Origin of the sequence: Okeania sp. SIO1H4, assembly GCF_010672695.1 — a bacterium.
Lineage (GTDB): Bacteria > Cyanobacteriota > Cyanobacteriia > Cyanobacteriales > Microcoleaceae > Okeania > Okeania hirsuta.
The window spans coordinates 1-14,010 of record NZ_JAAHGB010000059.1 but is presented as its reverse complement, the minus strand read 5'-3'; the positions used below and the strand labels follow the sequence as shown (position 1 = coordinate 14,010).

Sequence of the window (14,010 nt, the reverse complement as noted above, 5' to 3'; positions counted from 1 at the left end):
GTTATTTTTGGATTGGACCATCGCTTAACCCAACCTACAAAGACTAACTAGATAGAAATATTATCTGATTACGAAATCCTCTGCTGATATAGTTGGAGTACCAGTCAAAGTTGCAAACTGACCGCCATCTCCAAAACCACCATCGCTGCCATTAGCATTATAGAATAAAGCACCATTAGTAGAATTGTAGACAACGATCGCTTCACTATTGCCAGCATCACCATTACTTTCTACTATTTCAAATTCATCCCCAATATCCTCACCCGAAGTAGTAGTAATTTCTGTGAAAGTTGTTAAGTCAAGTAGAATTAAATCTAAGTCTGGGTTAAAGTCTGTAATTTCATCCACCCCTAAACTCACCTGACTAAACTCATCATTGGCAGCAAAAATAAAGCGGTCGATACTTGCACCACCAGTGAGAATATCATTACCTTCACCACCATTGAGACGATCGCGACCTTGACCACCACTGAGAGTATCTTCTCCACTACCTCCTAACATCCGGTCATTACCAAGACGACCGATTAAGTTATCATCTCCATTACCGCCAAAGATGGTATCGTTTTCCAAACCACCATTAACGCGGTCATCACCATCACCACCACTAACGCGGTCATCACCACGGTTGCCATTAATATCATCGTTGCCAGCAGAACCACTAATAGTATCGCTGCCACCCAGGCCACTGAGAGTATCATTACCAGCAAGACCATTAATGTTGTCATCACCCGTACCACCTTCGAGGTTATCATCACCTGGAGTTCCCTGAATATCCTGGTTTGGGCTAAACTCATAAACAGTAGTAGTACCACTAATTTCATTAGCAACTACTAATAACGCCTCCCTATTCGGACTATCTTCTGGGGAAATAAACTTAAATCCTTCTGGTCCTAAGTCCCCTGCTGCTGATAATTGCTCTGGGGTAGGGTCTGGGTCTCCATCAGCATCCGTATCAAATTCAACGGTGAAGTCGCGGTTAGGAATGTATTGCACAAAATCTGGACTGGTGGGGTTGCTGACATCATAAACCATAATGCCCCCTGTACGTTCCAAACCAAGAAAAGTATAGGTTTTATCGCCTAAAACTCCTGTAGTTATAGCTTCGGGTTCAGGACCACTATTGTCGCTACGATCGTCAAAAGTATTTTCATCTCGGTTTGAGTTGAAGTTCTCTGGAATTTGCTCTGCAGTTTCTCGTTCAATACTATCCCCACTGTTGAATATTTGGTTGCCCGCAGCATCCCAAATACTGAAAGACCGACCCCCATTAGCAAAAATTTGGTCGTAGTCGCCATCACCATCAATATCTCCATCTTCCGTTGTCACTGTTAGACGACCAATAGCAGCATCATCCTCTAGTGCAGCAACATCAAAAACATCAGGGTCGAGTACATATTCATCATCTCCTACCCGTGCTTCTTCATCCAGAGCATCATAACCTCTGGCATCTCCTTCATCTGCTGTGACATAATAGGTCTCACCTTCTATCACAAAGGAAGCAATACTATCTGGCTGCAATAACCCAAAAACAGGCCAGTTACCTAAATTAATGCCATCATCGCGATCGCTAGGGTCAATTTGATTACTTTCTGAGAAATCAATTACACCTAGAACTACTGGCACTGGATCGGAATTAAGGGGTAGAGTGCCATCACCAGGAATTTGTTCATCTAAGAGACCAAAGTCATTGTCGTTGAGTACCGCTAATCGGAATTCTCCATCATCTGATTCTGGTAATAATGCCAGACCTTCTACTTTGTCTCCGGCGATATAACCAATTGAAGGTAAGTTTGTTACTTTAGTTTTATTAACTGCTTGAATTTCTAATGCTGCTAAATCATCTGCGGTTAATTGTTCTAGAGTTGTGTCTTCTGGTAATTCTGGCGCATCGTCAGCAAGTAAGTTAGTTGCACCTTTTAGGTCAATTTCAAAGATAAACTTTTTGCCTGTAGCAGTAACCGAGGAATCTCTTTCTACAACTAAGAATTTACCATCTTCAGTATAGACAGCATCTCCCATTTTATCAACTAATAGTGTACCGTTGTCTGGGTCTACAGTTGGTTTTTCTAGGAGGTAGACATATTCTGCTACAGGTTCCCCAGTTTCTGGGTCGATACCTAACATCCGAATAACACTGGAGTTGTCAGATGCAGTGCGATTGGGATTTGCTAGAGGTGTTTGAATAAAGCTGTAGAGAATATCTTCATCTGTATCCAGCGCAATAGCTTCAAAACCACGGTTGCGACGACGGTTAGAATATTCTGCGGGTAGGGTTTCTGTGCCAAAGGTTCCCTCTGCTGCTTCTGCTAGTGCTGCTGTTCCTTCAGGTACAAAGCGGTCGATGAGTGACCCATCAACATCAAAGTGATAGATGGCGGGGCGATATTCATCTACAGTCCAGTATGTACCATCATCATTAATAACAATACCTTCGAGGTCTGCACCAAAGGGGTCATAGTCTAGAAGGTTGCCAAATAGGTCTACTGGTTCTTCGTCTACTTCAGGAATGTTAGGTAAACCTGTGATGGGAGTTGTACCGTCTTGCCTATTTAGGAGAATTTCTTCAGTAATTTCAATATTGCCACTGCCTTCATCTAATGTAAAGCGAACAATTCTAGCTTGATAGTCTGGCAGGGCAAATGGTCTTTCGTTATCGCCGTCATTATCTACGTCTGTGGGTGCGCCATTTGGTCCGCGGTCGGGTACGGTGACAAATTGTAGGTTGCCGTCATCGTCTGTACCTTCATACCATAGTCCAGATAAACCACCCAGGAGAATATCATCACCTCCTTCGGTTGTACCTAAAACTGGCAGGTCAGAAAATTCAAATTGTGTCAGGGAGGGAAGACCGCGACTGTAGTCTTTTGCTCCCAATGGCAGAACATCTACAATGTTGGCATTTTCAATATCTACCACTGCTACAGCATTATTTTCTTGCAGAGTGACAAATGCTCTGGTGTCGTTACCATCTACAGCAATAAATTCTGGTTCGAGGTCTTGAGCTGCATTTGACCCAGGACCGTAGATCCGAACGCCTTTGTTACGCAATTCTTCTTCCCGACCAATGAAAGCAGAAAAATCAGCAGTAGAGACATCTGCCTGAGTTAAATTTTCTACTCCACCTGAAATGTCGATAATACTAACAGAACCTTCTGGGTCGTTGGTGTAGTCGTCGTTGGGTTCTCCTTCATTTGCTACTAATACCTTTGTGCCATCGGAGGTAAAGGTGAGCATATCTGGTAATGCACCCACAGTTACTTGGTTGAGAGTTTCCCCATCTGCATTGAAGAAGGCAACGGTGCCTGGGTCTTGTTTGACATCAGCTTCGATCGCTACTGCTACGATGCCATTTTGATTAACTGCAACACTGTTGGCAATTGCGCCAAAGGAGGAAACATCAATTTGATCTATTAGATTGGGGTTGGTGGGATCGCTAATATCTAGTACATCAATAGCTGCTTCATTTGCCTTGACAACAAACACTCTTTGTGTATTGGGGTCGTAAGCTGGAATTTCGGCAGCACTCTCATCAAATATGCCTGTTTCATAAGTACCTAATGGTCTGAGTTGTGGGTCAGTCATTAATCTTCCTAGTTGTATATATGTTTAATGGATCGATTGTATATTAACAGTTTCACTTTAAGATAAGTTTAAATAGTCTTAAAGGAGGCAGAAGGCAGAAGGCAGAAGGGAAAGAAAAGTTTAAAGGGATAAGGTTTTTTATCACTAATCATCCGGACATGATATTATATCAAATCCGTTTAATTCTGTATAAAAAAATGTTCCATCTTCAACCATTACCAAATATTTCTTGATCTCCCCATCTTTCAACTACTAGGCGATCGCGTAACCTGTATGGTGTCGTACATCAGACGGATGAAACCCTAAAACAATATCTGATTTCGGAATTCCTGCCTCAACAAGTTCTGGAGTAATTCCATCTTCAATTCCATCTCGTTGAACCCATATTTTACCATTAATAATTTGAATATGAGTAATGCAACCATGAACGCGACGTTTTTGTTGCCAACCAACATCTAATAGTAAGAAATGGTTACGTTCCTTATCAATAATTAAGTACTCTTCAATTTCACCATAAGCATAAGGAATATTCGCGTGTTCTTGAAGAATCTTTTCAATGATATCTCGATATAAATTTAAGTTATCCATTGCACAACCTCCTCTGTTTCTGGTTGGAAAATTAGTAGTTTAACTTGATTAAATTTAACAACAAACTTTGGTAGTTCTTCTGAAAAGAAGTCTGAAAATACGCTTTGAGGAATAGCCATATATAACAAACGTTCTGGAGCTTGCTGGGACAAAATTTGTGCATAGATAATGTATTGACCCAACGCTTGTTCTAAATCCTTAATAGGGGATACACCTAAGAAGCTTTTAATTTCTACTGCAATTCGTTGTCCCTCCTTTTGAGCGGCCAAAAGCTTTTTTGCCCCCAAATCTGCATAAAGCGTCCGACTACCGAATTGAAGTCGTAAAGGGTCGTCAGTAATTGTCCATCCATCCTTCACCAATGCTGTTTTAACTATCTGATGGTAAATATCTTTTGCCATTTCAACCTAACTTAATACAAGCTTATCTTGCAAAAGCCAAAACCTATTATACAGTTATTAATTATAATAAATTTGATATGATTAATCTACTTAACAAGTCCTAATTTTTAGGATTATTTTTTGAATTTGGTATGACTCGAAATGATTCCTTCAAAACGTTTATATTTACTATTATTGTTAGGAATGGTTGTTGCGCCAGTCATCACTATTTTGCTCGACCGACAAATAAGTTTGATGGCACTAGCACTGTTTGATGTGATTATCTGTAGTTTGGCTGTTTGGGATGGAGTTACAGTGAAACCTCATCGAGTCAAACTAGCGCGCTACCCTTTAGAGAAGCTTTCCATTGGGCGAGATAATGATATTACTATATCGGTTAAGTCTGGCAAACACAGGGCAAATATTATCTTGCATGATGATTATCCCCCAGAATTTGCAACTTCCTCTACTACTCTCTCAGCAATAGTTGAACCTAACAGCAGTCAAGAATTAACTTATCATGTCAACCCCGATAAACGAGGTGAGTTTCAGTGGGGAAATATTCGGGCGCGACAATTGGGACAGTGGGGTTTAGCGTGGCAGCAATGGCAAGTTCCGGCAAGTCAACAGGTGGCAGTTTACCCAGATTTGCTGGGGTTACGATCGCTCTCGATCCGTCTCTCTCTACAAAATACTGGCACGATGCGTCAAAAGCGACCTCTGGGAATGGGAACAGAATTTTCCGAACTCCGGGAATATGGTATTGGTGGTGATATACGCTTCATTGACTGGAAAGCTACTGCTCGTCGTAGTCGCCCCTTAGTGCGGGTATTGGAACCAGAAACGGAGCAAACTTTGATTATTTTACTTGATGGGGGGAGGTTGATGACTGCCCAGGTGCAGAGTTTAAAACGGTTTGACTGGGGTTTGAATGCTACTTTGTCATTAGCAATGGCAGGGTTGAGTAGGGGCGATCGTGTGGGTGTGGGAGTATTTGAGCGTCAACTCAGCACTTGGATACCACCGGAGAGGGGAAAAAATCAATTATCAAAATTAATTGAAAGTCTGACACCTATTCAACCAGTTTTGCGGGAACCAGATTATGTCGAAGCAGTTACTAGAGTGGTTAAGCAACAAACCCGTCGTGCTTTGGTAGTCGTAATTACTGATATTGTGGATACTACTGCTTCTGCGGAACTGTTGGCAGCATTGGCAAGGTTAACGCCTCGTTATTTACCGTTTTGTGTGGCTTTGTGCGACCCATTGGTGGAAAAATTAGCTCATACTCCCACTGTTTCTGGAGAACATCAGCAGGTACATGAAAAAAGTCATGCTGCTTATACTCGTGCTGTAGCAATAGATTTATTATCTCAAAGACAAGTTGCTTTTACTCAGTTGAAACAGAAAGGAGTTTTGGTTTTAGATGCGCCAGCAAATCAAATTAGCACAGAATTGGTAGATAGATATTTGCAGCTCAAATCTAGGAATTTACTTTAAGGGAGTAGGGAGTAGGGAGTAGGGAGTAGGGAGTAGGGGAGAAATAATTGATAATTTCTGTACGATAATTGATTTGATGTTTTATTATTGGAGATATCTTTTAGTAAGTGACTGGACTTTGTAAATTTAAATTAGAGAAATAAGGAAGAAGGTCATCTAGGGGATAAGTTATCTGCTAGAAAAGGAAAATTTGGCTTGATCTAAGTTTTAAGCTTTTGATATGTCCGCGTTTTTTTATTAGGCTGTTCATATCTGAAAAATATACCCACTTGGATACTATTCAAATAAACATTTTTCCTTGACAATTATTTCAGACAAAACATTTTATTGCAATATTTGATGATGACAAAAGAATTTAATATTGGCTTTTTAGTTTATCCAGATGTGGTTCAATTAGATGTAATGGGAGCTTATCAAGTTCTAGCTTTTCCACCTGATACAAAAATACATTTACTGTGGAAAACTTTAACTCCTGTTGTGAGTAATGAAGGATTATTAATTACGCCAACAACGACACTAGATAATTGTCCAACATTAGATATGATTTGTATTCCTGGTGGTGGGATGGGGCAAATTGAAGTGATGAAAGATGCGGAAATCATCAGTTTTTTACAACAGAAAAGCAACACCACCAAATATATAACTAGCGTCTGTACTGGTTCATTAATTCTAGCAGCAGCTAATCTTTTACAAGGTTATAAAGCAACTTGTCATTGGGCATTTCGAGAACATTTAGCCATGTTAGGAGTTGAAGTTATTCCTGAAAGAGTTGTTGTCGATCGGAATCGAATTACTGGAGCAGGGGTTACTTCAGGCATTGATTTTGGTCTAACTTTAGTAAGTCTAATTTGGGGAGAAGAAATGGCTAAAATGACATAATTAATGATGGAATATAATCCGATACCTACTTTTAATTCTGGTACTCCAGAGACAGCAGGCAATGAAATTGTAGAACCATTTTTGCAGTTTGGAAAACCGTTAATTGAGGCATTTTTACATCAAACGAAAGAAACAATGTTAAAGATTAAAAAATAATATCATGCACCTTTAGCATTCATCGCCGGGAGTTGAATTTCTTTGATACAAGTCGAGCGCGACAGAGAAAGTACGCAGTCAATTACGCTTAATAAATCTGATAACGGAATGGCATCGGTTTCTGATTTTCCAGCTTGTTTGAGGTCGTCTAATACTTCAGGAGTAACAATATCCCCAGGGTTAATAATTGTTACTGCAATACGATCTTTACGGAGTTCTTCCCGCAGTGCATGAACTACACCTCGAAGACCAAATTTTGACGCGGAGTTGGCGACTTCCCGTGCTGGAAAATTATCTAAACCCGATAACGCACCCATAAAAATTATTTTAGGATTTGTTGCTTGACGCAGTGTGGGTAATAGAGATTTTACTAAACGAATAGGTGCTACAAGATTTACTGCTATTACGTTTTCTATATCTCGATCGGAACATTTTTCAAAGGAATATTCGCTGGTAAAAGCTTGAGTTTCCCAAGTACCACCCATATATAAAAGTGCATCTAACGGAGAATTACCTACAGCATTAGTAACAATTTCAATTCCGGTTTTGTTGCTAATATCAGCTTCGATCCAATTACCAAAGTTAGAAGGAGAACGAGAAACTGTGATGAGTTCGGTAGTGGAAGGTACAATGTGTTCCGCAACAGCAGCACCTACACCACGACTAGCACCAATTACTACGACTTTATTAAAATGATTTTTCAAGTTTATATTACCTTTTGTATTGGGTACTTCACTTTATATTTTTCAACGGGAGAAATGAGCTTGATTGGAATAGCTACAGTTCAACAATTAATAATTAACAATTAATAATGAATAATGACTTCTCCTTAGAACAGATAGTATTTGCAAAAAGATTTTTTTTTGATTTTTTGCTGCTTTAATACAATCTTAGGGCGAGGCATTTAACCGATAGATATCCATTTTAATGCCATGAAATATAGTTTGATTTTCGTATCTCATACCCAACTTTTCCAGCACTTTTACTGATGCTATATTTTCTCGTTCAACAATTCCCAGGATGTATGGAAATTTGAGTTGTTTAAATGCGTATTGAATTGTTGCTAATGCTGCTTCAGTTGCCAACCCATTACCCCAAAACTCAGGAGCAAATCGATATCCAATCTCTTGCTCATGCACTTTGTCAATTTCTTCTATTGCAATTCCACAATAGCCGATTAATTTGTTAGTTTCTTTGAGGATAACAGCCCACTTTTCAAATCTATTTTTTTTGTATGAATTAATAAAACTATGGATTTTTTCTTTGGTTTGTAAGGGTGATAAAATTCCAGTATGAGAAAATTTCATAACTTTTGAATTAGCAAGAATTGGTGCAAGCTGATACAGGTATTGTTGGTGAAAGTCTCTCAATATAAGACGTTGTGTTTCTAAGTAAGCCATAATTTAAAACTATCTATAGTTTAGAGTTATATCAATTTTATCAATCGGGAGAAATGGGAAGAACTAAGATTGACTTTTGCTGCCATATCTTCTAGTAAAATATTATTGCCATAATTAAGGGCAATGTAATCTAATACTTGTTTATAGTATTTGGTAGTGAGCTTTTAGTCAAATTTATTATCAAACGCTAAAGAAAATACTGCTATAATATCAAATCCAGTAGCATTGGTATAATTCAGCATTTAGTAATATAGCAGTCAAAGGAAAGGTTCGGACAAATAAAAAGTTTAAAACTTAGACAAAGTAAGATTTTTTAAACTTCGGTTCTTTCTTCTTCCTTCTGCTATAAGAGTAAATATTGTAGGATAAACTGCCGTTTGCTCTACTGCCAGCAAAAACTATATTATTCAATTTCGACCTAACAATTTATTAGCGAACGCTAAACTACTTCATCATAAATTATCCTCAACTTTTTCCAATCATAAACTGAACTAAACCAGGGAATAATCGATAAGTTTCTGTTGCTAAAACAGCCGGACCTACTACTACTTCAGACTGGTTATTTTTTACAGCATTCCAGATAGCTTCAGCAATATCTTTTGGCTGACTAACAAAATTAGATGTTAAAACAGAATTCATTTGTTGACGACTACTTTCTACTTCAGAATTATCCCCACCACGAAACTGCGCTCTTTCCATAAAATCGCTATTAATAACCCCTGGTTGTACAGAAGTAACATTAATTCCTTTTGACTGTAATTCCAGACGTAAAGTATCAGTTAATCCAGTAACTGCATATTTACTAGCACAATAGGCAGTCATATTTGGCAAAGGCATTTTCCCACCAAAAGAACCAACATTAACAATTGTGCCAGATTGATTTTCCAAAAAATGGGGTAATAAAGCTTTTATTGTATTCACATAACCGAAAAAATTAACATTCATTAATTGTTGAAAATCTTCTAATGTTGTATGCTCCATTGCACCAGTCAAACAAACACCAGCATTATTAACTAATATATCGATTTTGTCATAAAAATCTATAGCTTTATGCACCAAATATTCCACTTGTTTAACATCAGTAACATCAGTAGGAATAGCCAAAGCAGAACGACCGTTTGCTCTAACTTCATTAGCTGTTTCTGCTAATTTGTCTAGTGTTCTAGCAGCTAAGACAATATTATATCCTTTTCTAGCAAATAAAAGTGCTGTTGCTTTGCCACAACCTTGAGAAGCACCAGTAATTAAAACTGTTGGTAGCATTGTTTTTTTGTGAATAATTAAAATTTGATATGTACAGCAGAAGGAAGAAAGAAGAAGGAAAAAACTTCCATTGTCTGAGTTTTGAGTTTTTGATATGTCCTAACCTTTCCTTCGACTGCTATATAGAAAATAGTGTAACGCAACTATAAGAAAAAAGGAAAATTTACTAAAAAAAAGAGTTTATACCATTTCTCGCGCATTCTTGCTACATCTTATTGAGGGTAGGTAGGGAGGTTACATACAACCTCCGTAGGTCCTAGGGTTTCTAGGAATAATATATCTTCACTTAGTGCCTAGAATTGTTAAAAACATTATTGAAGCTTACTTATTATATCATGTCCGTTGGTATCGTTTGTGTAAACCCAAGGGTGAATATCTACAGGAAATTTAGGTTTTTTTCTTGCTCAATAGCCTTCTTCCCTCTTCCTTCTTCCTTAGCTTCGCGCTTACAATACCGATGCTACCGGACATGATATTACTTAATAATTGAAGTCTTAAGGAAATATAGCATTAATGCGGGGTTGGTGATTTGAGGTATGATATCATGTCCGGATAAGAGCGCTATAGAACTCCGTTCCGCTTACGCGATGATGCTGACGCAACGCTTCGCGTTAACGTGCGTTGTGCACCAACAAACAAAAAACTTTCTCCTTCTACTGTTCTTTCTTCTTCTTCCTTCCCTCCTAAGTTCTAACTCCCCCTCCCAGGAGGGGGAGGGGCGAGGGGTGGGTTGACTCCTAAGTAATAAAGATTAATATTATACACGCGCTTCAGCAACGCCAGCATTAATGCTTATGAATTGGTATTACAGCAATTATAGCAACCACAAGGTTGGTGTTTAACAATTAGTGCGAGCATCTTGCTCGCGTCATGAATAATCATAATTACCCGATGTCCTAATATTAAATAGACATCTCCTCCACGCATAGGCAGTAGGCAGTAGGGAACCCAACCCCTAACCCCTCCCAGGAGGGGAATAATTGATAATTTATGTGTGAGAATTGATTTGATTTTGGATTTTTACCAGATGTCTAATAGACATCTCCTCCAAAAGAGGGAGCAGGGAACAGGAATAAACAATTGACAATTTATAGATAAGAATTGCTTTTATTTTCGATTTTTGCATATGTCTATTCTTTCCGCTTAATTAAGCTACCACCTAAAACCTACCACTTACCACCTACCACCTTCTTCAAAATCTACTCATCTTTTAACTTTCTTTTTCCTCTCATCCTTGCCAAAATTTGTAGGTCAACACTTTGATCGGTTTCATCCACAATTTCACCAGTTAATTCTTCCAAAACATCTTCCAGAGTAACCACCCCCGACATTCCTCCATATTCATCTAAAACTACCATCAAATGTTGACGATATTTCTGAAATTCTTTTAGCAATATATCGACTCTCAATGTATCAGGAACAAATCTAACATCTCGCATAAAATCATAAATTTTATTACTATCTTTTCCTTCTATAATTCCTTTAAGTAATTCATTTTTTAACGCTACACCAAGTACATCATCTATAGAATCTCCAATTACAATAATGCGACTATGTTGAGAAGAAATAATATCTGACTTTACCTCATTCAGAGTTGCATTAGCATAGAGATAAGTCGTCGCTATTCGAGGTGTCATAATATCAAAAGAATTTTTGTCATTGAGCCGAAATACTCTTCTAATCATTTCAGCTTCATCACCCTCAATAACTCCTTCCTTATATCCTACTCTGGTCAAAAACATAATTTCTGCTTCATTAGTGGTGGGTAATTTCTGCCCCTTAGTAAAAGGAGAAGTAATTTTTTCCATCAACCAAACTATAGGAGTAAATATAAAAGTTAACCCTTGGACAGGTATAGCCACAGTTAAGGCAAATTGCATGGCATAACGTTCACCTAAAGTTTTAGGAATAATTTCCCCAAAAACTATTACCAAAAAAGTTAATATTGCAGAAAAAACTCCTAACCAAGCATTTCCCAAAACCGAAGCTGCAATATTACCAATTAAAATACTACCAACTATATTAAAAATGTTATTAATAATCACAACAGTAGCAATTGGGCGATTAATTTTTTTCCTAATTCCCCACAGTGCTAATGCTGCTGGTTTTTTAGACTGTGCTAACTGTTGCACTTTAATGGGAGAAACTGAAAGTAAGGCTGTTTCAGTAGCAGAGCAAAGAGCAGAACCTATGAGAATAATTAAAACTATAATAGTTAGCTTTAGCATACTTAACTAATAATTGGTTAAACTCAATCATACCATTTTTAATTTTCTGATGAAACCTTCTAACTGGCAAATTATATTAGTTTTAGCTATCGGTATTTTGGCAATATCTACAGGTGCAATATTAATCAGGTTGGCAAGTCTCTCTGCTGGCATGAGTGGGGTAGAGTTTAGTCTCGTAATAGCTGCCTCGCGGGTGACGATCGCTGCTTTATTATTAGTACCCGCATGGTCGAAAATTCAGTGGCAGAGTCTCCAGTCGGGAGCAATACCCTATGCAGTAGGAGCAGGAGTTTGCCTCGCAGTCCATTTTGCTTTTTGGATTACTTCTTTATCCTACACTTCGATCGCGGCCTCTACCAGTCTAGTAAATACTAATCCCATCTGGGTAGCTTTGTTGTCGCGGTGGTGGTTGAAGGAAAGACTTTCTCGTCAGACAGTTATTGGCATAGTAATAGCTATGGTTGGAGGGTTAACCATTGGTTTAGCAGATATTGGTGGGGGGTATACAGGTATTAACCCTCTGCTGGGAAACTTTTTGGCTATGATTGGAGCTTGGGCAGTGAGTTTATATATACTTCTAGGACGGGAAGCTCAAACTAAAGGGTTTAGTGTTGGTGGCTATCTTGTGGTAGTTTTTACTGTAGCTGGAATTGTATTATTGCCTCTTCCCTTAATTTTAGGTGTTGGTTACTCTGGTTATCCTGGTTTAGTTTACTTTTACTTATTATTGATGGCATTATTTCCTCAATTAGTAGGGAATACAAGTTTGATGTGGGCAGTACGCTGGTTGTCTCCTACTTTAGTTACTTTGGCAATTTTATTTGAACCTGTTGGAGCTAGTTTTTTAGGTTATTTATTCTTTGGTGAAGTTCCTTCTATCATGGTTTTTTTTGGTGCAATTATATTGTTAATTGGACTGGCGATCGCTGCTATTACTTCAAAACAAAAATAAACCGAAAATGTCAGGATTTTAAATTATACTTCATCCATACACTCAATACTGAAAAAAAATTACCGAATAATTAAGGTTTAAAGCTTCTGCTTTAAAGGAGAAACAAGCGGTCAAGGGATGGCGAGGAGACCTCGCCATATTCAATCGAACAAGAGAGAAAAATTTTTCCTGTTCGTCAATCCTATCCGCTTTCAAGGAGAGGTAATAATTAATAATTAATTATTAATTATTAATTATTAATTGTTGAAACACTACTTTCAATTTTTAAACCATTTTTACTGAGAAACTCTTGATTGTAAATTTTGGATAGGTATTTAATTCCACTATCACAGAGAACTGTAACTACTACCTGTTTTCGATCTAAACGATTTGCAATAAGTTTGGCAGCAAAAACGTTAAGACCACTACTGCCACCAACCAGTAAACCCTCATCCTTAGCTAGTTGATGACAAGTAGAAATTGCTTCTTCATCTGAAACCTTCACAACTTCATCAATCACAGAAAAATCCAGGCATTTTGTCGGTGCAGATTTTCCAGCTCCCTCAATAATTGAGAATTGACCAAGACTTGAATTTAAGCTTAAATCATTTTTGGAATTACTATAGTTGCTATAGTAGTAGGCATAAATATTTGAGTTTACGGGATCTGCCAATATAACTTTAACTTTTGGATTACACTCCTTGAGAAAGCTTCCTGTACCTGATATACACCCAAAGGTAGAACCAGTCATCACAAAGTGAGTAATTTCTCCATTTGTTTGTTTCCAGATTTCTGGTCCTAAAGTTTGATAATATGCCTCTGGATTATAGATATTGTTGTATTGATTAACATCAAAGTATCCATTTTCTTTGGCGTAGTTTTCCGTTCTACTAAACTTACCCAAACTTACCCATACATGGTTGCATGAGCTTTGGAGCTAGCTTCCTGCTTCACAGAAGACCACCGACCGCAGTCTGCTACTTATCTTCTCCACAGGCTTAAAATCGCTTGAAACTCAAGCTACTGATTCACATAGTTTTTCAGGTTGATAGCAGCATTCAAATCTCTATCAGCTTCAAAACCGCATTCACTACATTCATAAGTTC

General features: G+C 38.1%; 13 protein-coding genes. 4 read left to right on the top strand and 9 right to left on the bottom strand.

The genetic code is table 11. The annotated features are described in order from the left end of the window. Positions 1-60: 60 nt before the first annotated feature. The 3 genes from F6K06_RS26295 to F6K06_RS26285 all read right to left on the bottom strand — a co-directional run bounded on the left by F6K06_RS26295 (position 61) and on the right by F6K06_RS26285 (position 4,571). Positions 61-3,582, bottom strand: coding sequence for an esterase-like activity of phytase family protein (locus tag F6K06_RS26295; protein WP_287243677.1), 3,522 nt, complete (start codon positions 3,580-3,582; stop codon positions 61-63). A 252-nt stretch (positions 3,583-3,834) separates the two neighbouring features. Further along, the gene (locus F6K06_RS26290) at positions 3,835-4,170 is read right to left on the bottom strand and encodes a XisI protein (protein ID WP_124147385.1); all 336 of its coding nucleotides are present in this window, start codon (positions 4,168-4,170) and stop codon (positions 3,835-3,837) included. Beyond that, positions 4,158-4,571, bottom strand: a complete 414-nt coding sequence (locus tag F6K06_RS26285; RefSeq protein WP_124147386.1) for an element excision factor XisH family protein — start codon at positions 4,569-4,571, stop codon at positions 4,158-4,160. Before F6K06_RS26285 ends, F6K06_RS26290 begins: the two co-directional genes overlap by 13 nt. 141 nt (positions 4,572-4,712) lie before the next feature. Between F6K06_RS26285 and F6K06_RS26280 the strand changes: the two genes are divergently transcribed. The 3 genes from F6K06_RS26280 (at position 4,713) to F6K06_RS26270 (ending at position 7,082) form a co-directional block, all read left to right on the top strand. Beyond that, positions 4,713-6,047 carry a DUF58 domain-containing protein gene (locus tag F6K06_RS26280; protein ID WP_124147387.1) on the top strand — a complete coding sequence of 445 codons (1,335 nt, stop codon included), beginning with the start codon at positions 4,713-4,715 and terminating at the stop codon, positions 6,045-6,047. Positions 6,048-6,386: 339 nt separating this feature from the next. Then, complete coding sequence (locus F6K06_RS26275) at positions 6,387-6,926, top strand: DJ-1/PfpI family protein (protein ID WP_205127544.1); 540 nt, start codon at positions 6,387-6,389, stop codon at positions 6,924-6,926. A gap of 3 nt (positions 6,927-6,929) precedes the next feature. Further along, the gene (locus F6K06_RS26270; RefSeq protein ID WP_205127545.1) at positions 6,930-7,082 is read left to right on the top strand and encodes a hypothetical protein; all 153 of its coding nucleotides are present in this window, start codon (positions 6,930-6,932) and stop codon (positions 7,080-7,082) included. Positions 7,083-7,084: 2 nt separating this feature from the next. Here the strand turns inward: F6K06_RS26270 and F6K06_RS26265 are convergent, their stop codons facing one another. From F6K06_RS26265 to F6K06_RS26250, 4 genes are all read right to left on the bottom strand, one after another. Then, positions 7,085-7,786, bottom strand: coding sequence for an SDR family oxidoreductase (locus F6K06_RS26265; protein ID WP_124147388.1), 702 nt, complete (start codon positions 7,784-7,786; stop codon positions 7,085-7,087). 186 nt (positions 7,787-7,972) lie between these two features. Continuing rightward, complete coding sequence (locus F6K06_RS26260; RefSeq protein WP_124147389.1) at positions 7,973-8,482, bottom strand: GNAT family N-acetyltransferase; 510 nt, start codon at positions 8,480-8,482, stop codon at positions 7,973-7,975. A gap of 465 nt (positions 8,483-8,947) precedes the next feature. Next, complete coding sequence (locus tag F6K06_RS26255; RefSeq protein WP_124147390.1) at positions 8,948-9,745, bottom strand: SDR family oxidoreductase; 798 nt, start codon at positions 9,743-9,745, stop codon at positions 8,948-8,950. Positions 9,746-10,944: 1,199 nt separating this feature from the next. Further along, positions 10,945-11,973, bottom strand: coding sequence for a hemolysin family protein (locus F6K06_RS26250; RefSeq protein WP_124147391.1), 1,029 nt, complete (start codon positions 11,971-11,973; stop codon positions 10,945-10,947). A gap of 49 nt (positions 11,974-12,022) precedes the next feature. Between F6K06_RS26250 and F6K06_RS26245 the strand changes: the two genes are divergently transcribed. Continuing rightward, positions 12,023-12,925 (top strand): DMT family transporter, encoded by a 903-nt coding sequence (locus F6K06_RS26245; protein ID WP_287243680.1) that lies wholly within the window; start codon positions 12,023-12,025, stop codon positions 12,923-12,925. Positions 12,926-13,154: 229 nt separating this feature from the next. Here the strand turns inward: F6K06_RS26245 and F6K06_RS26240 are convergent, their stop codons facing one another. Together F6K06_RS26240 and F6K06_RS34295 are read right to left on the bottom strand one after the other, a co-directional pair. Then, complete coding sequence (locus F6K06_RS26240) at positions 13,155-13,808, bottom strand: PLP-dependent cysteine synthase family protein (RefSeq protein WP_124147392.1); 654 nt, start codon at positions 13,806-13,808, stop codon at positions 13,155-13,157. Between the two features lie 116 nt (positions 13,809-13,924). Next, on the bottom strand, positions 13,925-14,010 hold an 86-nt coding region (locus F6K06_RS34295), incomplete at its 5' end, for a zinc ribbon domain-containing protein (RefSeq protein ID WP_353734890.1).

Bases quoted from the DNA above. Each gene is read 5' to 3' on its own strand.
- F6K06_RS26260 (WP_124147389.1), bottom strand. From the start codon at position 8,482: ATGGCTTACTTAGAAACACAACGTCTTATATTGAGAGACTTTCACCAA.
- F6K06_RS26290 (WP_124147385.1), bottom strand. From the start codon at position 4,170: ATGGATAACTTAAATTTATATCGAGATATCATTGAAAAGATTCTTCAA.
- F6K06_RS26275 (WP_205127544.1), top strand. From the start codon at position 6,387: ATGATGACAAAAGAATTTAATATTGGCTTTTTAGTTTATCCAGATGTG.
- F6K06_RS26255 (WP_124147390.1), bottom strand. From the start codon at position 9,745: ATGCTACCAACAGTTTTAATTACTGGTGCTTCTCAAGGTTGTGGCAAA.
- F6K06_RS26295 (WP_287243677.1), bottom strand. From the start codon at position 3,582: ATGACTGACCCACAACTCAGACCATTAGGTACTTATGAAACAGGCATA.
- F6K06_RS26280 (WP_124147387.1), top strand. From the start codon at position 4,713: ATGATTCCTTCAAAACGTTTATATTTACTATTATTGTTAGGAATGGTT.
- F6K06_RS26250 (WP_124147391.1), bottom strand. From the start codon at position 11,973: ATGCTAAAGCTAACTATTATAGTTTTAATTATTCTCATAGGTTCTGCT.
- F6K06_RS26245 (WP_287243680.1), top strand. From the start codon at position 12,023: ATGAAACCTTCTAACTGGCAAATTATATTAGTTTTAGCTATCGGTATT.
- F6K06_RS26270 (WP_205127545.1), top strand. From the start codon at position 6,930: ATGATGGAATATAATCCGATACCTACTTTTAATTCTGGTACTCCAGAG.
- F6K06_RS26285 (WP_124147386.1), bottom strand. From the start codon at position 4,571: ATGGCAAAAGATATTTACCATCAGATAGTTAAAACAGCATTGGTGAAG.